The organism is Paraburkholderia kirstenboschensis, from assembly GCF_032806925.1.
Taxonomy (GTDB): domain Bacteria; phylum Pseudomonadota; class Gammaproteobacteria; order Burkholderiales; family Burkholderiaceae; genus Paraburkholderia; species Paraburkholderia kirstenboschensis.
Genome location: NZ_CP136511.1, coordinates 306,186 through 327,737, shown reverse-complemented (window position 1 = coordinate 327,737; position 21,552 = coordinate 306,186). Strand labels below are relative to the sequence as shown.

General features: G+C 58.8%; 19 protein-coding genes and 3 pseudogenes. 9 read left to right on the top strand and 13 right to left on the bottom strand.

What is annotated here, in order from left to right; genetic code table 11:
* Nucleotides 1–298: 298 nt before the first annotated feature.
* From RW095_RS01665 to ligD, 6 genes and pseudogenes are all read right to left on the bottom strand, one after another.
* A pseudogene (locus tag RW095_RS01665) lies at nucleotides 299–895 on the bottom strand (IS91 family transposase); the annotation flags it as partial.
* A 16-nt stretch (nucleotides 896–911) separates the two neighbouring features.
* Nucleotides 912–1,783, bottom strand: a pseudogene (locus RW095_RS01660) (tyrosine-type recombinase/integrase).
* A gap of 382 nt (nucleotides 1,784–2,165) precedes the next feature.
* Nucleotides 2,166–2,696: a hypothetical protein gene (locus RW095_RS01655; RefSeq protein ID WP_317016064.1), complete on the bottom strand. Its 531-nt coding sequence runs from the start codon at nucleotides 2,694–2,696 to the stop codon at nucleotides 2,166–2,168.
* A 1-nt stretch (nucleotide 2,697) separates the two neighbouring features.
* Nucleotides 2,698–2,835, bottom strand: coding sequence for a hypothetical protein (locus RW095_RS01650; protein ID WP_317016787.1), 138 nt, complete (start codon nucleotides 2,833–2,835; stop codon nucleotides 2,698–2,700).
* Between the two features lie 127 nt (nucleotides 2,836–2,962).
* Complete coding sequence (locus RW095_RS01645; RefSeq protein ID WP_317016062.1) at nucleotides 2,963–3,391, bottom strand: DUF1810 domain-containing protein; 429 nt, start codon at nucleotides 3,389–3,391, stop codon at nucleotides 2,963–2,965.
* 474 nt (nucleotides 3,392–3,865) lie between these two features.
* Complete coding sequence (gene ligD / locus RW095_RS01640; protein ID WP_317016061.1) at nucleotides 3,866–4,360, bottom strand: non-homologous end-joining DNA ligase LigD; 495 nt, start codon at nucleotides 4,358–4,360, stop codon at nucleotides 3,866–3,868.
* Nucleotides 4,361–4,646: 286 nt separating this feature from the next.
* On the opposite strand from ligD, the gene RW095_RS01635 reads away from it, so the two are divergent.
* The gene (locus RW095_RS01635; RefSeq protein ID WP_317016060.1) at nucleotides 4,647–5,087 is read left to right on the top strand and encodes an integrase catalytic domain-containing protein; all 441 of its coding nucleotides are present in this window, start codon (nucleotides 4,647–4,649) and stop codon (nucleotides 5,085–5,087) included.
* Nucleotides 5,088–5,926: 839 nt separating this feature from the next.
* Here RW095_RS01635 and htpX read toward each other — a convergent pair.
* The 4 genes and pseudogenes from htpX to RW095_RS01615 form a co-directional block, all read right to left on the bottom strand.
* Nucleotides 5,927–6,796, bottom strand: a complete 870-nt coding sequence (gene htpX / locus RW095_RS01630) for a protease HtpX (protein ID WP_317016059.1) — start codon at nucleotides 6,794–6,796, stop codon at nucleotides 5,927–5,929.
* 692 nt (nucleotides 6,797–7,488) lie between these two features.
* Nucleotides 7,489–7,652: pseudogene (locus tag RW095_RS41125) on the bottom strand (AAA family ATPase); the annotation flags it as partial.
* 48 nt (nucleotides 7,653–7,700) lie between these two features.
* Nucleotides 7,701–8,129, bottom strand: a complete 429-nt coding sequence (locus tag RW095_RS01620) for a PRC-barrel domain-containing protein (RefSeq protein WP_317015577.1) — start codon at nucleotides 8,127–8,129, stop codon at nucleotides 7,701–7,703.
* 1,026 nt (nucleotides 8,130–9,155) lie between these two features.
* Nucleotides 9,156–9,332: a hypothetical protein gene (locus tag RW095_RS01615; protein ID WP_317016056.1), complete on the bottom strand. Its 177-nt coding sequence runs from the start codon at nucleotides 9,330–9,332 to the stop codon at nucleotides 9,156–9,158.
* Nucleotides 9,333–10,350: 1,018 nt separating this feature from the next.
* Between RW095_RS01615 and RW095_RS01610 the strand changes: the two genes are divergently transcribed.
* Nucleotides 10,351–10,608, top strand: coding sequence for a hypothetical protein (locus tag RW095_RS01610; RefSeq protein ID WP_317016055.1), 258 nt, complete (start codon nucleotides 10,351–10,353; stop codon nucleotides 10,606–10,608).
* Between the two features lie 198 nt (nucleotides 10,609–10,806).
* Nucleotides 10,807–11,205 (top strand): hypothetical protein, encoded by a 399-nt coding sequence (locus RW095_RS01605; RefSeq protein ID WP_317016053.1) that lies wholly within the window; start codon nucleotides 10,807–10,809, stop codon nucleotides 11,203–11,205.
* A 96-nt stretch (nucleotides 11,206–11,301) separates the two neighbouring features.
* Here the strand turns inward: RW095_RS01605 and RW095_RS01600 are convergent, their stop codons facing one another.
* Complete coding sequence (locus RW095_RS01600) at nucleotides 11,302–11,457, bottom strand: hypothetical protein (RefSeq protein WP_317015568.1); 156 nt, start codon at nucleotides 11,455–11,457, stop codon at nucleotides 11,302–11,304.
* A gap of 64 nt (nucleotides 11,458–11,521) precedes the next feature.
* On the opposite strand from RW095_RS01600, the gene RW095_RS01595 reads away from it, so the two are divergent.
* Entirely contained in the window at nucleotides 11,522–12,223 is a 702-nt protein-coding gene (locus tag RW095_RS01595) for an IS6 family transposase (RefSeq protein WP_317016691.1), read from the top strand.
* Nucleotides 12,224–14,048: 1,825 nt separating this feature from the next.
* Here the strand turns inward: RW095_RS01595 and RW095_RS01590 are convergent.
* Entirely contained in the window at nucleotides 14,049–14,501 is a 453-nt protein-coding gene (locus RW095_RS01590; RefSeq protein ID WP_317016052.1) for a DUF4118 domain-containing protein, read from the bottom strand.
* A gap of 515 nt (nucleotides 14,502–15,016) precedes the next feature.
* On the opposite strand from RW095_RS01590, the gene RW095_RS01585 reads away from it, so the two are divergent.
* From RW095_RS01585 to RW095_RS01570, 4 genes are all read left to right on the top strand, one after another.
* Complete coding sequence (locus RW095_RS01585; protein WP_317016050.1) at nucleotides 15,017–15,388, top strand: response regulator; 372 nt, start codon at nucleotides 15,017–15,019, stop codon at nucleotides 15,386–15,388.
* Nucleotides 15,389–16,411: 1,023 nt separating this feature from the next.
* On the top strand, nucleotides 16,412–16,618 hold the full coding sequence (locus tag RW095_RS01580; protein ID WP_317016049.1) for a hypothetical protein: 207 nt from the start codon (nucleotides 16,412–16,414) through the stop codon (nucleotides 16,616–16,618).
* Between the two features lie 251 nt (nucleotides 16,619–16,869).
* The gene (locus RW095_RS01575) at nucleotides 16,870–17,355 is read left to right on the top strand and encodes a hypothetical protein (protein ID WP_317016048.1); all 486 of its coding nucleotides are present in this window, start codon (nucleotides 16,870–16,872) and stop codon (nucleotides 17,353–17,355) included.
* 803 nt (nucleotides 17,356–18,158) lie between these two features.
* The gene (locus RW095_RS01570) at nucleotides 18,159–18,368 is read left to right on the top strand and encodes a hypothetical protein (protein ID WP_317016046.1); all 210 of its coding nucleotides are present in this window, start codon (nucleotides 18,159–18,161) and stop codon (nucleotides 18,366–18,368) included.
* Between the two features lie 1,141 nt (nucleotides 18,369–19,509).
* On the opposite strand, the gene RW095_RS01560 is transcribed toward RW095_RS01570, so the two are convergent.
* Nucleotides 19,510–19,854: a DUF4148 domain-containing protein gene (locus RW095_RS01560; RefSeq protein WP_317016043.1), complete on the bottom strand. Its 345-nt coding sequence runs from the start codon at nucleotides 19,852–19,854 to the stop codon at nucleotides 19,510–19,512.
* A gap of 993 nt (nucleotides 19,855–20,847) precedes the next feature.
* Between RW095_RS01560 and RW095_RS01555 the strand changes: the two genes are divergently transcribed.
* The gene (locus RW095_RS01555) at nucleotides 20,848–21,306 is read left to right on the top strand and encodes an HU family DNA-binding protein (RefSeq protein ID WP_317016042.1); all 459 of its coding nucleotides are present in this window, start codon (nucleotides 20,848–20,850) and stop codon (nucleotides 21,304–21,306) included.
* Nucleotides 21,307–21,552 lie beyond the last annotated feature (246 nt).

Genomic DNA, 21,552 nt, shown 5'->3' with positions numbered 1-21,552 from the left:
TTGCTCGCGTGGTGAGGTTAATTTACGTGTTGCTCAAGGGTTGGGTCACGCCATGCGCACCTCGGGCAGGACGGCCAGCGACATGGCGAGCCGGCTGATGTCCCAGATGAAGCCGGCGAGTTCGCGACCGACCGCGACCACCGCGATGTTCAGCTTCTTGGGCGGTTTGTACTGACGTTTTCACTGGCTTCCGCCATCAATGCTCGTGGGGCGCTGCTCACGTATCGGCCTCGGCAGGTCACACCTGAGAAGTATCACTTGAGAAGTATATTTTCTGGATCTTCAATAGTTCTTAGGCCGCGAGTTCTTCCAGGAAACGGCGCCGGAACAGGCGCGAGAGCACGCGCACCGGCAGGAAGAAGCCGGGCCGGCATGCGACCCACCGCTCGCCGTCAGGCGACAGGCCACCACCAGGGACGATACCGTGCACGTGCGGATGGTGCGTCAGTGCCGAGCCCCACGTATGCAGCACCAGCGTCGCGCCGATCTGCGCGCCCAGATGCTTCGGATCGGCGGCGATGGTGCGCAGGGTTTCGGCGGCAACATCGAACAGCAGGCCGTAGATCACCGCCTTGTTGTACCAGGCGATCGCGCTGATCGCGGCGGGCAGCGTAAAGACGACGTGGTAGTACTCGACCGGTAGCAGATCGGCCTGACGTGCCTCGAGCCACCGGTGCGCGGCGCTCGCCTGATACTTCGGGCAATGGCGGTTACGGCACGAGTTGTAGGCGACCTCGATCTGTTCGCAGCCGGAACAGCGCAACACATGTCCACCCAGTGCCGCGCTGCGGCACTGTTCAATGGCCGACATCACCTTCAGCTGTCCCAGGCTGAGCTGTATGGTCTGTCGCCACGCGGGCCCATGCGCGCGGAAGACCTCCGCGACTTCGGGCACGGAAGTGCTCCGTGTTTCAGGTGCTGTGCAGGTTCTCCAGCGGACTGGTGACTTCGCGCAGCAGGTCGGTGGCCACCTGCGCGTAAAGCGCGGTGGTCTCCAGCTTCTTGTGGCCGAGCAGCACCTGGATCACGCGGATGTCGACCTTCTGTTCGAGCATGTGCGTCGCGAAGCTGTGGCGCAGCGTGTGCATGGACACGCGCTTGTCGATCCGGGCCGCCTCGGCGGCGGCATGAATGGCGCGGTTCAGTTGCCGGGTGCTGAGCGGGTCGATGGGATCGAGTCCGGGAAATAGCCACCCGCCGTCGGGCATCTTGCCCTGCGCCCGGGCCACACGCCACCAGACCAGCAGGCGTTCGAGCAGTACGGAGAAAGCATTGCGTAGCGGTCCTTACAACCCTTGCCCTGTTCGATGCGCAGGGTCATACGTTGGCTGTCGACGTCCGTGACCTTCAGCCCCACCACTTCACTGACACGCAACCCGGTGCCATAGGCGAGCGAGAGGGCCGTCTGGTGCTTGAGGTTGCCCGTTGCGGCGATCAGCCGCCGTACTTCATCGGGGCTGAGCACAACGGGCAGTGTGCGGGGCACGCGCACGGGTTGCATCCGGGCCATCAGTTCCGGTTCGCGGAGCGTGATCTCGAAGAAGAACTTCAGCCCGGTGATCGCCGCGTTCAGCGACACCGGTGACGTGCCGTGATCGACCAGATGCAGCTGGTAGCCGCGTAGGTCCTCGACGGTGGCAGTATCAGGCGAGCGCCCAAGGTATCGGGAGAACTCGCGCACGATGCGCAGATAGTTGGCTTGCGTCTTGGGGGAAAGCTGGCGCATGCGCATGTCGTCGATCATGCGCTGACGCAGCGGGCTGACGCTCGGTTGAGAGGTCATGATTCGGCTCCTGCTGGAAAACGAGGCGGATTGCCTCATTCGCCAACATACGGAACCGCGCAGCCGACCCCTCATAAACCACCGGGCTTAGCCGGAGCCCCCTACCGCGCGAGCGGTTTCGTTCTCCGAAGTTTAACGGCCGGCCAGTCGGCTGGCTACCATTCCGGTTGCGCGCCATGAAGGATGCGGCCACTCGGCATTTTCATACCACGAAACGCAATGCCGAAGGGTGAGCGGCATTGACACCACCGGCATAACGGGGAGGTTTCCGGCGTGTTGGAGTGTGCCGGCGTCCCGGCCGTCATGTTCGCACGGGGAAAATGGCGAACGCCGCGTTCCTGCACCGCCTTTTGTTTATTCACGCGATGGGAAATGCCGCGCTTCAGAAGTCGTGTCGAATCGAGAAGGTTGCGCCGCGCTCATGCGCGTGATTGAGGTTCAGAAGCGGATTGGCCCTGAAGCTCCAGTCGTCGTCACCGCTTGCGGCAGTGGGCGGAACGCTCTGCGGGTCGGACGGAAGGCCGAAGCGAAAGGGGGGCCAGGGTGAATGGGCGGCCTGAGCGCCGTCGAGCGGGGCCAGGTAAGGGTTACCCGGCGCATTCCCATAACGGAAGCGCTGTTTGCCTTGCACGATATTGTTGCTATCGCGCGGCCCGTAAGCAACAGCACTCCATTGCATCGCATTCTGGACCACATAGCGGCGTACCTGGCGAAACGGCGTGTAGGCCGGTGATGCAGCGACGGGATACGAATAGAAAAGAACCGAAGTCGAATAATGCGTCTGGGATGGAATGTGGACGGGACGTTTGGCGAAGGACATCGCGCTGTTCACAAGCAATAGCGCGCCGGCAAACCACAGAACTGGATTGCGGCGCGCAATCAATCCGACCTTGCCAACGATGTAGTCGATCACCCTACCGGCCACCCGTCGGCGGAAAGTGCTCGCCTTCCACGCACGTGACTTTGAATTTGGGGCCACCACCACCCTCCTTCACGACTTTGTAGATACCCGACGTCTTCACCGTCTCGCCGGGCTTATGCTGGTCTGCCATACAACCTCCTTTTCTTTGGTGACAACGGACTTGAGGAATGTCTGCACCCGGATATGGCGTGTACGTGGAACTGCGCGGCATATCCACTCGCCGGCGCGCACGCGTACTTGCAGCATGCATCGCGAAATCAGCCGTCCACCAGTCTCGCGAGCGTGAGCGGATCTGGCTCGTCGCCGCAGTGCTTTCGAAGCGCCGCTTTGAATAGCGCACTGTCTTGCGCGGCGCGGGCAAACAGCGTCATCGATGAACAGAATTTGAGATTGTCCGGATAGCCGAAGATTTCATCGAGCGTCTTGCCTTCAATGCCGTTGACGATCGCCGTGCACTCCCGCAGACGGGGGCCGAGCACGGGATGATCGAGATAGCCGCGCGCCTCATCAAGCCCGGATATCGCATAGCGCTGGGCTGTCGGGCTACTGCCGATCCCCTTGATCTGCGGAAAGATGAACCACATCCAGTGGCTGCGCTTGTCGCCGGCGCGCAGTTCGTCGGTCACTCGCCCATACAGCGGCTGCTGCGCGTCCACGAACCGTTGTAGATCGTATTGGTCGCCCATAGCGAAGCCCTCCTTCCGTCAACTGCCCATTCAGCCTGCAACGTCACTGCTACTCGGGCTCGCGGCAGCTCGAAGACTGTCGGACACAAGCTTGACTGCGGTGGCGCCGGACATGTCGCCGACGGCACCGGTTTCCTCAACGCGCGCGACGACATGTTCTGGGCCGAGCGATTTTCCGCAAGCAGGGCAAGCGGGCTTTACATCGGCGAATATCGGGTCGAGGCCTTCGTAATCGCCAGCGTGCGAAAGGCTCCTTACGAAGTTGAAGTGCCATGCTGGCACCGCATTTTCGTCTGCGCTTTCCACGATGCAGCCCCGATGTCCGCACGGGCACAACAGGTTGAATATCGTATGTCTTTTCACGATGCATCCCATCGTCTAACACCGTGAAAGACGAGCATGGTTAGTGCCTGCTTCCCTATGATGCAGCGCTTCGAGAGGACACGACCAGGCAGTGCGCTCCTTTCTGCGGCCTCATCGACTCCCCGCGTCCATGGCGACCGCGCGTCGCATCGCCGCAGTGATGCGTTGCCTGGTCTGCCAGTACCCCTGCCAAGGGTCCACCTTGAGTGAACGCTGCCGCTGGATGGCTTTTTGCATCGTCCACTCGTCACCGCGACTTACCTCTTTCAGTTCGTCCCACGAAACCGGCATCGACACCCACATCCCCGACCTGGCGCGCACAGAGAACGCAGCGACTGTGCTCGCGCCGCGACTGTTACGCAGGTAGTCGATGAAAATCTTGCCGACGCGGTTCTTGGGCCCGAGCACAGCAGAAAACCTCTGCGGAACGACCCGCGCCATGTGCCGTGCTACCGCGTGAGCGACGGCTTTGGTCTCGCTCCACCCCTGACGGCGGGTCAACGGCACAACGACGTGAAAGCCCTTCCCGCCGCTCGTCTTGGGAAAAGAGCGCAGGTCAATCTCGTCCAGCACGACCTTCAAAAGCTCGGCGGTGGATAGCGTCAAGCAGGACGTCCGGCGCATTGACTCAATTTTTTTGTTACCGAGCTAGGCTCGTTGCTTCAAGTATTTTGCTACCTGTCAAACGGCTGGCGGGGGCGACTTATGACGAGGCGGCTCAGCATGACAACAAGACGGGAATTGATCGAGGCAGTCGGCGAGCGGTACCGCCGTTCTGAACGGAACGACAAGCGGCGGATCCTGGACGAATTCGTTGAATTGACTGCGCGAGCAAGCTTTCAGCGGCCAGCGCCGCCGAGCTGGTGGAATCGGCAATGCGATTCGCCGCGCAGTGCCCATTCGGACCTTCACCGATTGGAACAACCCGCTACCCGGTTATCTGGAGGTCGATTTCGTTGCGCATTGCGGGGGCACCAAGATTGACGGTGACTTTGTACATAGCTTCGTGATGACAGATATCGCCACAGGCTGGACCGAATGTCTCGCTATGCCGTTTCGCAGCGCGTCGTTCGTTCTTGAGCACGTCGAACAGGTTCGCGCTGCCTTGCCGTTTCCGCTACGCGGCCTGGATTGTGATAACGATAGCGCCTTCATGAACGCTTCTGTCTTTGACTTCTGCAAAGCAACGGAGATCGATCTGACCCGTTCTCGTGCCTATAAGAAGAACGATCAGGCGTGGGTTGAGCAGAAGAATGGCTCCGTCGTACGTCGTCTCGTGGGCTACGGCAAGTTACGAGGTCTTGAAGCCACTGAAACGCTTGCCTCTCTTTAGCAAGTGTCACGGCTGGCCATCAACTTCTTTCAGCCGTCATTCAAATTGAAATCGAAGACTCGTTACGGCGCCAAGATAACCAAGCGCTATGAAGCTCCGTTGACGCCGCTTGAGCGCGTCCTCCGGTCTGCCTCTATTCCCGAGGCAACCAAGCGCAGCCTTCGCGCGCGGTTTCGTACGCTCGATCCATTGGATCTGCTGCGTCGAATGCGCGAAGCACAACAGCGCGTCGCAGAATGCAGCGCTTCCGGTGGTGTGCCGACGCAGACGAAGACAGCAAATGAGGTCCCACTCGCGGACTTTCTGTCGAGTCTTGGGACAGCGTGGCAGGCCGGCGAGATTCGACCGACGCATCACCGCAAAGCGCGCGTCCCAATGACTGGCGCACTCGCGAAGATCCGTTCGAACATACTTGGCCGAAGATACAAGAATGGCTCGAAACCGAGCCCGGCATCACGGCAAAGCAGCTATACGAGCGCCTCACCGCGATGGCTCCCACTCTGTATTCCGGCGCTCAACTGCGCACCCTGCAGCGCCGGGTGAAAGCGTGGAGATCGAATCGAGCGAGGGAGCTGGTCACCCGGATACTCAGCGGCACCGACGCCGAAGTGGTGAAGGCTGACGCTGCTACGCAGCGCCAGCCTTCACCACAAAACGGTTCGTCGGTGACAATTAGCCGGGAGTAACATCATCCCGTGAGGCAACACGACCGGCCGTGCTGCTTGACGCTGTCTAGTCGCCTGCGTCGAACAGGGACGGCTTCATCACCGGTAACCTCAGCGTCCATTCATTAGGCACTGTTGCGCTTCACTCTTGAAACCGCCCACCACTCCGTCGACCTATTCGCGACGTTGCAGCGCGGCAATGCGCTTGTCGATCGGAGGGTGCGTCGCGATCAACCCAAGCCAACCGGGTTTGTCGGTGATGCCGAATGCCTTGAAAGTTTGCGGAAGTTCGCCGGGTTCAAGCCCACGCAAGCGGGCGAGCGCGCTGATCATCGGCCGCGGTGAAGCCAGCAGTTGAGCAGATCCCGCATCGGCACGAAACTCGCGCAAGCGCGAGAAGTAGGCGACGATCACTGAAGCGAGGATACCGAAGACGATCTGGCAGGTAATGACGGTAACGTAAAAACCAGGGCCCACCCCGCGTTCAGTGCGAAAGAAAGTCTTGTCCACGAAGTAGCCGACTACACGGGCGAAGAAAATCACAAAGGTGTTCACCACACCTTGAATGAGGGTCAACGTCACCATATCGCCGTTGCTCACATGCGTAATTTCATGTCCGAGGACCGCTTCTATTTCCTCGTTATTCATCGATTGCAGCAAGCCGGTCGAGACGGCCACCAAGGCTGAATCCCTGAATGCGCCGGTGGCAAACGCGTTCGGCTGACCTTCAAAAATTGCAACTTCCGGAATACCTATGCGGGCTTTCTGTGCGAGTTGCCGTACGGTGCCCACCAACCATTGCTCGGTCGCATCGCGTGGAAAGTCGATGACACGCGCCCCGGTTGTCAATTTCGCCATCGGCTTTGAAATAAGCAGCGAGATAATCGAACCGGCGAAGCCTACCACTGCGGAGAACATGAGTAGGGAATTGACTTTTAGCCCGCTCTCAGTCAGGAAACGGCTGACGCCGAAGACATTCAGTACTATCGAAAACACCAATATCACCGCGAGGTTGGTGGCGAGAAACAGTATGACGCGTTTCATTTGCGAAGCTCCTTTAGAAGCTTGCTACGGTTGGCCTGGGGCAGAGCATACGTCCATGGTTCTCGCGCTTCTTCCTCCTTCCCGCCCAGACATGTTGGATTCCTGCGTTTGTGCGCGAACTGCCTCCGCAACGGCGGCACGATGCATCGAGACTCCCTTGCCGCATGTGAGGTAAAGATGGGGGACCTGGCGTAGCGCCGGGGTATCAATCGATTGGCCAACCATCAATGCCATCCAATCCAATCAAGCTGTCTCGGGAACAGCACAGCGCGCGGAATTTTCGTCGGAAGTGGAGGGCAGCCGGACGATGAGTCCGGCTCCAAAGATCAACGCGCCATGTTCGTAACCGAGGCCAAGGCCACCCCGCTCTGAACCGGCCATCCAGTCGGCGCGCGCAACGCCGCAGGCTCAGCCACATGGACGATGCCGTTCAGGCGGCATCGCCTACGGCCGTGCATCGCGTCAGACGTGCGCCGGTTTCCTGGTCGACTTGTTCGGAGTTCCGTCTCTGGTGACTGCATCTGTACGAGCACGGCGTTTGCAACCTGTCGTAGGTCATAACGACTTTGTCGCCTTCGGGCACGTCGCCGCGCAAAACGGCATCCGCGAGCTGCGACTCCCCTTCCTGAGGGATTTTTCCCTTGGGCATGCGTGCGTCCAACTCCGGGTCATAGCCGATGTCCGCGAGATGGATTGCTGGCGGCGATGATTATCGTATTCGTAGAATCAACCAGACGTCCCTTGCCGTCCGTGAGTCGGCCTTCGTCAAAGAGTTACAGAAGCAGGTTATGCACCTCGCGCTGCTCGATGAGCGCAAGAAAGCGAATTCAACGCTATACGGCCGGCGGCGTACGCGCCACATGAACGGGGCCAAGGGTGAAAATCGGATTATCTGCGGCTGATTTCAACCCTTGGCGTATTCGAATTCCGGGAGCTTGCTCAGCGCATCCTTGCTCGCGCCCTCCAGTATCATCTTCGGTGTGATCTGCTTAAACCGCTGCACCGGGATAGCGACGCGGTGCGCGGCGATGCCGAGAAATCCGCCAACATCGATAATGGCCACGGAAAGTGACCCGTCGGGCGCGATAATCAGGTCGTCGATCCGTCCTATCTTTTCGTTTTTGTCGTTGTACACGTCGGTGTGGACTAGCTTCGATGCACGCCACCCCTTCGCTACGAGTTGCGTTTGGGTGACGCTCACGCCGAGAGGCACCGTGCCTGCGACCGGGGCTGCGGGCTGCTGCCCCGTCGCGGAGCCGGCCGGGAACACGGTAGCCGTCACGGCGAGCAAAAGTGAGAGGTTTCTCGCAGCCTTTTCGAGTCTTTCATTCATGATGTACTCCCAATGCGTACGAATGAATAATGGAGCACCCTGCCGGCCGGCGGCCTTTATGGGTGCAGTGGCCCGCTCCGCTTGCCGGAGAAGTTGCTACGCCGACGGCCGCGCGGACTGTTGCGGAGTGCTATCAGCAGCACTGCAGTGATCAGGGTCTGCATAGGCCGAGCGGCAGTGGAATCCACCGGTCTTTTTGGCTCGAGCGAGGCCGGAACGCTGTGACGACCGCCGCGGCGCACCCTAACAGAGCGCCAGGCGCCAACAGCGCGAGCAGGCCCAATAGTCGTCCCGCGATGCCTCGCACCTGGAGCAGCATCCGCCATGCATGCGCTAACAGTTCGTCCATCGGTGGTGCTCCGATCTGAACCAAGTGAATTTCATCTTGGGCGTCAGCTTTTGCGCCGAGCTGATTCGGCCCATGACGTCAATCCTAAGCTCGCCAAGGGCGGGCTTCTTTCTCTTTTCTGCCTATAGGTATCGAAAATCTGCAGTGTGACCCGCGGGCGGACCGGTCGCGAAACCGGGACGAAAGGATCGGCGGAGGCGATGTTCATGTCCTCCTGCAACTCGCGAGTTGCCGCACCGATCAACCCTACTTCCGGCTTCACTTTTTCGCCCGGCAACTACCACCTCGAACCCCACCTCGCGACGAGCAAAAATGCGGCTATCCGCTACCAGGCGGGCGTCCAGCTTACCGCTGACTACGGCGTCAATTACCACATCAAACACAACTGGCTCGTCGGCGTGGGCGGATCGCCGCTCGTGCTTCAGCGCCATGGCGAACTCGAGCATCTCGCAATCCGTGGCCGAGAGTCCGTGAGGTTTGCGAGCCGCGCGATATCTGCGCTGAGGCAGGCGAAATCTCGGCGTCGTCGCGTTGATTTTCGGCGACGTGATAAAAGATTGCTCAGCTTCTTGCGCGCCGCCCTTGCATCGAACGGCACCTGCTCGGGGCCGATCCACTCTCCGAGGCCCAACACATCAGCGAGGTGTCGTCACTGAAGCAATTGTGTTGAATCAAGCCTAGGTGCCCTTCGAGGGGTAACCGTGGAGTGCCTGGACCACGTCCGCATGAAGCGACAGCGCTTCCGCCTCCCCAATGGCCTGCTCGAATTCTTCCTCGAGCGCGGCGGGCCGCCTGTCACCGGAACACGCGGCTGCCACGAGCCGCGCCGTCAGAAGCTGAATGTTGAGGCGCACGCGCTCACTTCCGGGCGTTGTTGCGCGAGCGTGAGCGATCCCACGTTCAGCGACAGCGAGGGCTTCAGCAACGGCGAACACCCGACGACAGTGGTGGCTCGCTTCGACACATGCCCGCGCGGTCATCAGCGGGTCCTCGGCCAAGGTAGCGTGATGAACGACTGCGCGATGCAATTGCGGATCGTACCTGCTCGCTGCCAGCGACTGGCTGGGATGCGTTGCGCGCCTATTCGGCTGTGAAAGCGTCTGGTACAGACGTCTCACGCACCAGGTCATGTGCGAAATCGAACCCGCTCTGGTTGGGCGCGATCAAACCGCGGCGTTCGAGTCCCGTCAGGGACGAGAGAATGTCCTGAAGCGGCTTATCGGTCAGTTCCGCAACTTGCTCCGGGGCGAAGCTGCGGCCGATGGGTCGCCGCGAAACAAAGCAGGTTTCGAGTCGTGTGATCCAGCGCAGTGAGACGTTCTTCGATTAGCGTGGCGATAGACGGCGGCCAGTCGCCCCTCTCCGGTGTCGCGGCCCGACTCAGTTCAAGCAGATAGAGCGGATTACCACCGCTTTCACGCAACGCCCGCCCGACCGACATGTTGTTGCCAAGTGCGGCAACGACAGCAATGCTAACCCGCGCTTAATTCCCCTCGGCGGCCAGCCTTGCCGAACGGGAGTCATACTGACTTAACCGGCAAATCGCTGGCATTGGCGTTACCTCAGTGGCGCGCTCCTCCAGCAACCCGCACCTCCACGACACCCCTCTCAAAGACGTCCTCGCCAACAACGAGAAGCCGGGGTGGCCGCGTGTAGCCCTCAACATTAACCGCCTGCCGGCTTGGTTCTACGTTATGCCACCGAGCGGGCGGCCTGGGGTTTATTCAGGTCAGGATTGCATTAACATCAGTGTGACAGTCTGGCAAAGCCCGAAGAAATCCAAATCTTATGACCGCATCGATTTCTGCGGTGACGATATCGTACCCAACTCCTCATTCAGCCAGGTCATGACATGGGAAGACATGGAAAGACATGGCTTTCAGCATGAATGGCGCGAATACCGGCGTCCGCCGGACCATGGGTCCGACAGCGCCGCAGCACCTGTTCCCGAATAATCCCGGCACGCAGACTTTCACGATGCTTAACGGCTCATACTTTTTGGGCAGCATCATGGCCACAATTGGATATAACTGGGACAACATGCAGGACATGCGCTTCTGGGTGGTGAACGTACCGTCTATGCAAGATAGCAAGTCGGGGACCGAGCGCCCGGCCAATATGCCGAGTTGATCCACGATAGGACTCAATGATTGATTCTCGTAGCGACAATGCGGGGGTTACCTAGCGCTCACTCGCGTTGCTGTTGACTGCTGTAGCGATAGCGATGTGGATTCCATCGTTATTCTCGTCTGCACGGGCTCGTATCGCCCGAACAGACGCCGAGCTAATCGCAGCGGAAAACTGAATCTTAAGTAGGGGGAGAGAGCGATGGGAATGTTCGGATGGGGTAAGCGGCAAGATCGTGAAATCTCGAGCGCGGAGATTGAAAAGGACCTCATTGCCGTTGAGAAGCCTTTGGCGCGTATGTATCTTTTGAAATCGCCCCATCCACTCGATTTCCGCCGAGCAGAGGAGCGGTATCTTTACGTGGTCGGCAAGCACTATCCCAAAGCGGACGCGACCCGATTGCTATCAGCGTTGTATCTGGACTACGACGGTTACTATCAAAGCGCCGCAACGAAGGACTGGGGCGACGGTACTTCAATGCTGTTCGTCAAAGAGCAAGACGCGGTGGGTTGTGCGAAAGGATTGCCGGAATATGAAGAGCAATTGAGACTGCAGTACCCCTGGCTGTACCGGTCTGACAACGGAAAACCGCAAAACTGACTCCGCGCCCTTCCCCGCCTCGATCCCGATGATCCGTTGCAGCGCGAGCAAGTCCACCGATGAACGAGACGTTTCCCGCCAGGCTACCAGACCACGTCAGCGACGCGACGCGAATAGTCGCAACAGATCGTCGCGAAGGTCCGATACGTCCAGCAGATGCTGGGCACGCGTGAAGGCGACATACAGCAGCCGAAGCTCGTCTTCATCGACCGCCAGCCTGCCGTCGACGTACTTGAACAGGAAGTCGTTCACGGGATCTGTCGCAGTAAGGCGTTCCGTTATGATGTGCAGAACGACACGAACAACTGAAAGCTCGATGAAGACGTTGAATCCGGCGGTGGCGCGAGTGCTCAAACGCCTGCATTATCCACTCGACGTGATGCTGACCTGCGTGCGCTGGTACGTGGCCTATCCGCTGAGCCTGCGGCACCTCGAAGACATGATGGCTGAGCGCGGCGTTTCGGTCGATCATTCGACCGTGCACCGCTGGGCCGTGAAGTTGTTGCCGGTGCTTGAGAAAGCGTTTCGCCTGCAGAAGCGGCCGGTTGGCAAGAGCTGGCGCATGGACGAGACGTACATTCGCGTCAAGGGCGGATGGCGATATCTTTACCGGGCCGTCGACAAGGACGGCAACACCATCGACTTTCTGCTACGCGCCCATCGGGACAAGACTGCAGCCCGGCGTTACTTTGAAAAATCGATCGCCCAGAATGGTGCGCCCGAGACGGTGACCATCGACAAAAGCGGTGCCAATCTCGCCGCGCTCGACGCGATCAATGCCGACCGTGAAACGCCCATCAGGATCCGCCAGTCCAAATATCTCAACAACCTGGTCGAGCAGGACCATCGGGCGATCAAGCGCCGAGCGCGGCCCATGCTAGGGTTCAAGACTTTCCGCTGTGCCCGGATCCTTCTGGGCGGCATCGAACTGATGCACATGATCGCGAAAGGACAGATGAAGTTTGCTCGCGGAACCCATCCGTCCGCCGCTGATCAATTCTACAATCTCATAACTTAAGCAGTACTTCGTATATCGATCTCGCTTGCCTCTAGACCCTTACCGCGACAGAACCGTTTTTTGTTCGGAAGCGACCCGCTCGGCGCCGCGATGGTCGGGTTTTCTCTTTCATCGTAGCCTCGTTCGCTGCCCCCGCGGTGTCGTTCGCTGATACGCACCGCAACAACCGGCACGCCCCTGTGCGGCACCATCATCAAGCCCACCATCAATACCATTCGCGCGCCTAAGCGTTTCGCGCTATCAACGTCGGCTTAGATAAGCAACGGTTTGCCCCGCGACGGGCGAACCGTTTTTGGTTTTACCGCATATGTCTTGCGCCTGCTTCTTCGTTTTCGCACAGACTCGCATGCAACCTCGCCACAAGGCAAGACAGGTACAGAATGAGACGCAGATTGCAGAATCCGTAACCGGCGCGTCAGCTTTCGGTCAAACCTGGAAATCCGCGATAGGGACGCAGTCCTGCGGACCACATTGGGGCGGGCAGTCCTTCGACGTGCGTGCTGTCACCACGGACAACGAGTGCGCCACTACCTGCGTTGAAGCTAGGCCTCCGAGTGCTGCGGCATCCTCGGAGAACAGTGCCGGCCATTGGTTTAGTCATTGAGTCCGTCTTTGAACCTTGCCAATCTCGCGCACGGCCTGCGCCTGAGTGGGACGCGTCTCGCCGGAGGCCTTAGCGCATTAGCTATGCCTCCACAGCCACCATCCAATACGTGAGCATTGGACCCCGCGGGGTCGGCAGTAATGGTTCCGGCTGCACTCTTCGACGCGCGCCAAGCAGCAGTTCTCTTTATGCGGCAGACAAGACAGGCGTCGAACGAGAGTTACGAGCCTCCCGTTATTGTTAGACCGGAAGTAGGCGCTTCTTGCCCCCAGCCCTGCGTCTTCCTATAGTTCGTGCCGAAGCGGTGAAGGCGTTTGTCCGCCTCAGTAACTAAACCCTCAGCCATGGAGTTTCGCCGCATCTCCTTAAAGGCATTGAGAAGTCTTTAAATCCCTGCAGTCATGCCTCTGAATCGATGCGGGGAGAGACTGCTGCCAACGACCTTGATACTGCGTAAGGTGCCAAACGCTTGCGGGCGGCGTATTTCGCCAAACTGTCTTATGCCGTTGCCAGAGAAAACCAGTTGGTGGAGCAAACGGAGCACGCGGCTGATAGGTAAACTGGACAAGCTTACGCACTGGCGAAACCCGTAGGGACTCCGTCAACGTATTTATCGTGAGTGCAATCATCCTGCTCGGCAAAGAGCGGAAGGGCAACCCGGACACAAATATCGTCCGCTCAGGCAACCCCGTTAAGGTTCCGGCTTTTTCATGGAAAGGCCCGGCCACAACCTCCGCCTGTGGGTACCGCTTTTTGAGCTTCGTGGCAAGGTCCTCTGCAAGCTCGAACAGGATGAGTCTTGCATTTGGATTTTTTTGTACAAGCGCTTCCGTGATGGCCCCCGTACCAGCGCCAATCTCAACTATCGCGTCAAACGCTGCTACACCGTGTGTCATCGCGTCAGCCAAATACCGGGAGGAAGGAGCCACGGCGCCGACAGTGGCCGGATTGTTTAGCCAATGTTTTAAAAAGGAAAGATTCACGTAAACAGCCTTTATCCGGAGAATGCCTACTTAGATGGGACCATGAGCCCCCAATCGAAGACGGGCCGTCAGACAACTGTAACGACCTTGAGTTCCAACACAATTCATTTGCCTGGCGGCAAAGTTCAGGCGCCGGCCGAGCTCATGGCAGCGACGCCAGACGTAATGGCACTTCGCGACGTCGGACCGGTCCAGAGTGTCGAGTCGGAGTAAGATGGAGCCACCCCTATGTTCGCACTTACTGCCCGTCGACGAACTTCCCAACCGCCTCTTCCTTCTTCCATCCATAGAGTGTCTCTGCTGCCTGATTCCAGTACGTAATCACGTCATTTTTATCGCGCACGATGATGATGTCGTGTGTCAGCTCCAGCAGCTGTGCCTGAGCGCGCTGCGTCTTTTCAACGCGGCCAAGGCGCCTGACAAGGGTGGTGATTGCAAGTGATGTGAAGAGAAAGGCAACAAGGGAGAATAAATCCGCGGTTTTGCTAATGTGGAAGCGATTGATGGGTTCCGTGAAAAAATAGCTTAGCAGCGCGGCGCCAACAACCGAGAAAATTACGGATGAGATGAAATTGTCCAGCAGGGACAGGAGAACAACGGCAACCAGAAGGAAGAAGCCGGCGGTGCTCTCTTCCTGGTCCAGAAGTACACAGGTTGCAGTAACGGCTTCAAGCGCGATACAGCCTGCCATCCACAACGTCGCCAGGTACGGCAAGCCTCTACTTTCATGTGAAGAACCTAGTGCTCGCACGAAACGTCTCCGCTTAGTGTAACTGCACCAGCCGCTTGCATCGGTCTCCGGATAATAGCCGGCGCTTTCGACTTCTCCGTCCGTTCGGTTCTCATTCCCGCGTTAATTAAAGAATCAAAAAATCTGCCGAGCGGACAGGCAAGCGCTGTACCGGTCCGAGACGCGGAGCGCTTTTGCCTGTTTGTTGCAGTATGACACCGCTCGAAAAGTTTCCTCACCGCGGTTATACGCTCGTATAAGCGAGTTACGCTAACGCGGCGTCGGCATATCCAACCGTAGAGTAGATTCGCCCTTCGCCAAAGCCTACTCTTGTCTCATCGAGACAGCGCTCGTCGTGATGACAGCGCAAAGCTCCGCATGTCAGCGGGCATTCGACCTCTGCAACGCGCGCGAGCCGCGGAATAGCTGTTGCCTGCAAACAGAGAAGTGAAAACCCACCGCTTTGGGGCCGTGCCATGGTGACGGTATTACTGGTCGACGACGACATCAACCTGCTTCGGGCGCTTGAGGTTTTGATTTGCGGCGAAGGCTATGAGGTTACGACTGCATCGAACGGGCATGAAGCACTGCACGCAGCACGCCGAAGGCGTCCCGACATTGTGGTGTCCGATTTCATGATGCCCGTCATGGACGGTCCCGCCCTCATAAGCGCGCTCGCGGCTGAGCCTGACTTCGCAACTATTCCTGTGCTGCTCAACTCAGCAGTGGCGAAACCGCAGCCTCACCTGCAAGTGGCGGCGTTTCTCCGAAAGCCGGTCGCAGCCTCGCGGCTGCTGGAACTGCTTGAGTTGCACAGTCCGCAGGTCACAGTGGGGTCGTCGCCTTGACCGGTCACGTCGATACGCCAGCAATGGAAAGGCATATCTCACTCGTGAAGCACTGCCTGACGCTGAGTGTCTCAGGGTGCGCTTCGCTCATCTGGCCACAGCAGGTCCAAAATGAAACTGGATGCCGCGATGTTTGTGCGACTGCGTCGTCCCGCCCCGCTTCTCGATGACGTGCTCAGCGCAGGCGAGGTCGAGCACGCAGACCAGGCCGTTGGCCTTGAGTCGCTTGCCCAGCTATGCTCACAACTGTTCGATGCATACCATTGTCAACACCCGCGCGAGATTGCGCAAACGCGACTCGACGCCCTCGAGTCGCAGTGACGCACTAGCTCTGAACCGACCCGCGGCTCCAGGTATTCCACGTCAGGTTCCTGCTGAACTACCTCCCCTGTTTGCGGTCGACAATCACGCTCGCCCGGACTGTCCCTCTGTGCAACGACCCGAGGGGAAGCAGATGAGTAAGCACATCGTGTTGTGGGACTTCCGTGGAGCGTCAGCCACGGAACGGAAGGGTGCGGCTGCCGGTCAGGCGCATATTTCGTGGGCAAGCGCGGCCGAAGCCCGGGCCTGCGATATCTTGAGGTCGGAGTCGCCGTTAGCCGGGTGGACTATGCCTGTGATGCCGTTCTGTACTCCGAGTTCAAGCCCATGGATGCATGAGCAGTATGCCCCCCATCCAGTACACGTACAGACGAGAAGAGGATTGCAAGGGGTCAGCATCGCGCGTCATCGCTATGGAAGGATATTCACCCCATCATGTGTAGCAAATCGCGAACCCGAAACGACACCCGAGCTGCCATATCACCGCTGCTCCGAGCGCTTACGTTCAGTCGGGCTGCACACGAGCCCGTAACGCAAACAATGCTTTTGCAGTGCTACACAGGGTTGGACGCGTTCCGGCGAGGTCATGGCTCGCGCGCGCTGTTTACGACCTTAGGCCGACGGTTACTCGTTGCCGAAGAGCTGTGTCGGCTCGGATACCATCGAGACGAAATTGAGTACATACAATGGGCGCACGCGGCGATGCTGCATATCGACGCTACGGAGAAAGAAGGCGGCGTATGGCTAATGAGTGATGTCGACTATGCACGGTTATGTCGGGCGTTCGAAACCTTTGGCCGCCAGTTGTCAGTGGCATCGCTTGCTGGTATCGCCAAGGCCGAAGCGAGAATGGTGAACGGCTTGCTCAAAGCCGAACGAACTCTCGCCCTCGCAGAAGCGTCGGCGTAGCGACCAAGGTCTGCTCGACAGACTCACGTCAGGAAGCTGCCGGCAAACATTTGACGAAAAGCATCACGGCATCGACACCGGCTTGGGTAGTCCAGCGTACCGACCGCTTCGAAGGGCGCGATTGAAAATTTCTGCGAGCGATGAGGAGCGAGATGCGACAACTTGCGGCGGCCGCGGCCCTGTTGATACTTCTGTCTGCCCGCAGCGCCGGTGCGACGCCTCCAATAGCGGCGACATACGAATCTGGCGCGATGGACGAAAAGACGTGTGCTGCATTCCGGCGCGACGCCGTCCCGCAGAGCATCAATACAGCACAATTCATCGACGCCCATATCGAGCCCGTTTCTGCCGCAGAAGAAGTCTATCTGACTGCAGAAAATTCCGCATTCAGACTGTCTCCGAATCCGGATCGCTTTTCGCTACTCGCTTCGCGGCCAGCTTTTACCGCGTGGCAGTTGCATACCTCACTCGCCTCCCTCGTGCAGTCGCTGAAAGCGATTGACGTGGTGCCGCCAGGAGAAAACCTGGAGGCTCATCGGGCGAAAAGCGCGACCTTCGCACTGCTCGCAGTGGAGCAAATAACCGCGATGTTCGATGCGTACGCGCGCTATGACAGCGCGCGCAAACCGCGCTTCATGACTGAGGCAATAGTGGAGACCGCCTCGATATCCCTTGCGAACATGGAGCCGGCTCTCGCGTTGTTTGTGAGCTGCACGGTCGATGCGATAAAGAAATAGACTCGGTCAGCGCGACGCAAAAGCTGCGGAAAATGTTCTGACTATGGGATGCAGGCCCATTGCAAGGCTGCTTGCCGTCGCGCACGCTACATAGCGGTTCGCCGATGCGAAATCGGTCATACGTTAAAATGTATTTGCATCGCAGTGATTCGAGGCATTGCATCGCTCTTCTGGTCTGACACTCCCTAACTTCCACCTGGATTTACATGAAACCCGTTTTCAAGAAGACTCTTGCCGTCCTCATCGTAGCCGCGTTCGCTGCCCCCGCTGTGTCGTTCGCCGATATGCATCAAGATAGCCGGCACGCCCCTGTGCGGCACCATCCTCAGCCTCACCATCATCAGCCGCACCATGCTCAGCCTCACCATGACTACCGCTCGCATGACTAAGCCTTTCGCGCCGTCAAGGCTGGCCTAGGTGAGAAACGGTTTGACCCGCGCCGGGCGAACCGTTTTGGTTTTACCGCATATGTACTGGGCCTGCTTCTTCCTTTTTCGCACAGACCCGCATGCAACCCCGCCACAAGGCAAGGCTGGTTTGCAATGAGACGCGGATTACAGAATCCGTAACGGGCGCGTCAGGTTTCGGTCAACCCTGAAAGTCCGCGATAGGGTCGCAGTCCTGCGGACCACAGTGGGGCGGCCAGTCCTTCGTCGCGCGTGCTGTTACGGACAGAGGCATTATCAAGCTCGTTGCGAACACTATCGGCACATTCGACGACTCGAACCACTGAGGCGTTTGCGGAGCCTTGACGTTGGTGGCCGGCTCAGGTGCGCTCCCATGTCCGCTAGAGGAGGTTCAACATGAAACTGGAGTCCGCCATCTTTGCGCGACTACGCCGTCTCGCGCCAGTTCTCGACGATGTACTAAGCGCAGGCGAGGTCGAGCATGCAGACCAGGCCGTAGACCTCGCTTCACTTGCACAGCTCTGCTCGCAGTTGTTCGACGCGTACCACGACCAACACCCGGTCGAGATTGCTCAAGCGTGCGATGACGCCCTTGAGTCGCAGTAACAAACCACCACCTGCGGACTGGCTAGCGGCTCGATGCACGTGCTTAAAGTCGCACGGCACGGTCTGGTGACCGTACCTCCAATGTTGCTGACATCAAGCATGTATCGCCATCAGTGCGGCAAAAATTTACAGGTCCCTCGCCGCCAATATCGAAGAAGACGCCCGGCTACTCACGCAAGCTGTTGTGCCGCTCGCCATAGCGTTGAATTCGAACGTGCTCGCCAAAGGCGCAGAACGTAACTCTTCCCCGAACGTCTGACAGGTAGCTTCGAGCATTCCCCTCGTGGCTCGAATCGCCACATGCTGAAGCCGTGCCTTAAGCGAGACGAGCGAGCGCTGTGCTCAGCGGCGAGTGGCAGTCCGCCGGTCGCGCGGCGCTCAAACTGCACATCTCACTGGAGGCAAACGTGCTGGCAACAAAACCGTGTATTGCAACCTGCGTCATTGACGGTGTCGCCGTCACGCTCACCTTCTTCCCTGACACTGGCTTCTTGCGAATTGACGACGTAACAGGTGTCCGCTCCAGGGAGACAAGATGGTCCGCGCCATGGCGTAGCCTCGTAACGACATTCCGCGAACTCAGCGAAACACCGGAAGGCGAGCGGCCGACCCGGATATGCTTTCGGTTGTCAGAACTGCGGCTCCGAGCGCCTCGAAGAATCGATGGCCACGTTTAGCTGAGATTGCGGGACGGCTTGCCGCACTAAGCCGCGTCTCTCTCCGCAATCTTCCCCTATTTCAATGTAGGCGACGCGTTCTTTGGGCGTCGCTGGCCTTGCCAAGGCGGCGAGCAGGGTGACGGAAAGCGCCAAAGCACCGGTGCGCAAGTCCCATGCATTGACGGCTGCGACCAAATTGACGTCTTCCTGCGAATAGCAGAAGTCCTGAAGTCGCGGCCAACAGACCGCAGCCATCGCTTACCCATTCTCCGGTCCGCGCTTTGTAGTCACATCAGTCGCCGACGCCGCGATTTTGCGCAAATGGTAGCAACGTCGTCTGCCTGGTCGGCAGCGACCGGGGCTGCATCAGGGCCCAGTGGTGGAGAGCCATTACTCGTCGCACGGTCGGGACCTGTCCAGAACTGGAATCGGCCATCCAGGAAAAGCCCGGCTTCATCCAGTGCGAAGAAATTCAGGCGGCGTCAGCTCCCTTGACCAATCGCCGGTGCGCAGTCTGCAACATACTTCGCATGCAATCGCCCCTGTGCTGCCTGCAGGTTATTGGGATAGTAGTAGTCGATTTTGTGGGGGTCGTATCCAACGGATTCCAGCTCCGCCAGCTCCTGCATCAACTGGGCGTGGGTTATCTCACCGACGACCGGCTTGAACGGATAATCGTTACATTCCTCCGCAGTTAGTTTGCTGTCAGCCATTGCAGACACACTACCAAGCAGAAACATCATAAGAACAGCTGCCTTTACGCCTCGTTTCATTTTCACTTTCCAAACAGGTAAAATTCGAAGGCTTTTCGCGAATAACTTACGCAAGCCCGACCATCTCCTCAGCTTCCCGCGCCTGGAAAAAACGCGGCACAACAATGTAGATTGAGACCAGGACGAGTCCCACCCATACGCTGATGGCGAGTAGAGTCAGAACAGGGGAACGTGTCAGCGGCCGCCGCCATGCCCGCCTCCGCCGCCATGTCCGCCCCGGCCTCCATGTCCACCTTCGCCGCCATGTCCGCCCCAGCCTCCACGTCCGCCGTGCCAGCCACCGTGCCAACGGTCGCCGTGCCAGTAATTGCCGTACCGGCCGCCCCAGGCGCCGCACTCGCCCCAAATACCGCAGGTCCCGTACCCCGGCCCGTACGAGGGATAGCCGTAGACTGAATCGTATGGCTGGGCGTTTCCATATCCTGGTGCGACGGCGCACCCACCCAGGCTCGCTGCCATAGTGAGCAACGCAATTAACTTACGCACGAATTTCTCCAGAATGATGCTGAGGGTAAGACACGTAGCGGGAGCGGGGAGCAACGAGAGTGGTTGCGATAGCCGGACCATCGAAAGCATGCTTGCTGCGGCCTGAATCTTCAAATTTTCTTACGCTCAATACCAAGCCTAAGGACGACAAGCCGCCATGTGGCCACTTCCCCCTTCTCCTTAACTGTGCTCGCCGAAACAGCGGGCACAGCAAAATATAGAGAGGTGTCCATGGCGCACGGATGGACGCGAGATTACGAACAAGTCATAAACGTCACACTCATCCGACGCTGGACTCGTGCAAGAGGTTTGCTCCTCTTGCATGTGCTTCAAACCCGTTCGCAAGCCGTCTTCGTGAATGCAGCCTTCTCCGGAGGGGTACAGGTCGTTGTTTTGCGTTCCCGCGGCGCCAAACCCCTTGTTTTAGGGGTTCGCCCGTTGCAGATTCAAGTTCGGGTTGCTACGCTAGCGCCAGCCTGAGGACTTGGACCTTTGCGTATTGTCGGTGACTATGCAAAGGCAAAGGTCTCAGGCCAACCTTTGACCAATGACGAGGAATTTATGGCAACAACGAGTGCAACGAAAGCTGCAGCAAAGCCGGCTTCGAAGAAAGCGGTGACCCCGGTCGCGAAAAAGGCGAAGACGTCGACGGTGAAGAAGGCTGCGGCCCCTGTCACGAAGAAGGTGGTCGCTGCGACGCCGCTGAAGCCCATCAAGGATTCGTTCACGAAGTCTTCGCTCACGATTCATCTTGCCGAGCGCTCAGGCGTCGAACCGAAGGCGGCCAAGGCGTTGATGGCGGCGCTTGAAGAAACGGTGCTCGCATCGATTCACAAGAAGGGCGCGAAAGAGTTCACGCTGCCCGGCCTGCTGAAGGTTGTCGCGCAAGACGTACCCGCCAAGAAAAAGCGCTTCGGCAAGGACCCGTTTACCGGTGAAGACAAATGGTTCGCGGCGAAACCCGCTTCGGTGCGCCTTAAGGTGCGCCCGCTGAAAAAGCTGAAGGACGCCGCGCTGTAAGCGAAAGTCTTCTGACGTGATAGCCCCCCTCGCGACCAAAATCCGGGGGGGCGCTTTTATTTGCGGCGCACGACGTCGGCGTTGCAATTGGAAAGCGCACCGTTTCGTGAATGAAGCGGTTTCCGGTTCAGCGCCCCCCCATTTCCTTCCGAAGGACCAGCTCGCGCGTGAGTATGACGCACGACACTTCTCGTCCGGGCCGAAAGCCTCACTACGGTTCGACGTCATTCGACGGCGGCAAGCCTA

Coding starts and splice junctions, on each gene's coding strand:
- RW095_RS01650 (WP_317016787.1), bottom strand. CDS start 2,835: ATGGCAGACCAGCATAAGCCCGGCGAGACGGTGAAGACGTCGGGTATC.
- RW095_RS01645 (WP_317016062.1), bottom strand. CDS start 3,391: ATGGGCGACCAATACGATCTACAACGGTTCGTGGACGCGCAGCAGCCG.
- htpX (WP_317016059.1), bottom strand. CDS start 6,796: ATGAAACGCGTCATACTGTTTCTCGCCACCAACCTCGCGGTGATATTG.
- RW095_RS01620 (WP_317015577.1), bottom strand. CDS start 8,129: ATGAATGAAAGACTCGAAAAGGCTGCGAGAAACCTCTCACTTTTGCTC.
- RW095_RS01610 (WP_317016055.1), top strand. CDS start 10,351: ATGGCTTTCAGCATGAATGGCGCGAATACCGGCGTCCGCCGGACCATG.
- RW095_RS01605 (WP_317016053.1), top strand. CDS start 10,807: ATGGGAATGTTCGGATGGGGTAAGCGGCAAGATCGTGAAATCTCGAGC.
- RW095_RS01595 (WP_317016691.1), top strand. CDS start 11,522: ATGAAGACGTTGAATCCGGCGGTGGCGCGAGTGCTCAAACGCCTGCAT.
- RW095_RS01590 (WP_317016052.1), bottom strand. CDS start 14,501: ATGGCAGGCTGTATCGCGCTTGAAGCCGTTACTGCAACCTGTGTACTT.
- RW095_RS01585 (WP_317016050.1), top strand. CDS start 15,017: ATGGTGACGGTATTACTGGTCGACGACGACATCAACCTGCTTCGGGCG.
- RW095_RS01580 (WP_317016049.1), top strand. CDS start 16,412: ATGCTGCATATCGACGCTACGGAGAAAGAAGGCGGCGTATGGCTAATG.
- RW095_RS01575 (WP_317016048.1), top strand. CDS start 16,870: ATGGACGAAAAGACGTGTGCTGCATTCCGGCGCGACGCCGTCCCGCAG.
- RW095_RS01570 (WP_317016046.1), top strand. CDS start 18,159: ATGAAACTGGAGTCCGCCATCTTTGCGCGACTACGCCGTCTCGCGCCA.
- RW095_RS01555 (WP_317016042.1), top strand. CDS start 20,848: ATGGCAACAACGAGTGCAACGAAAGCTGCAGCAAAGCCGGCTTCGAAG.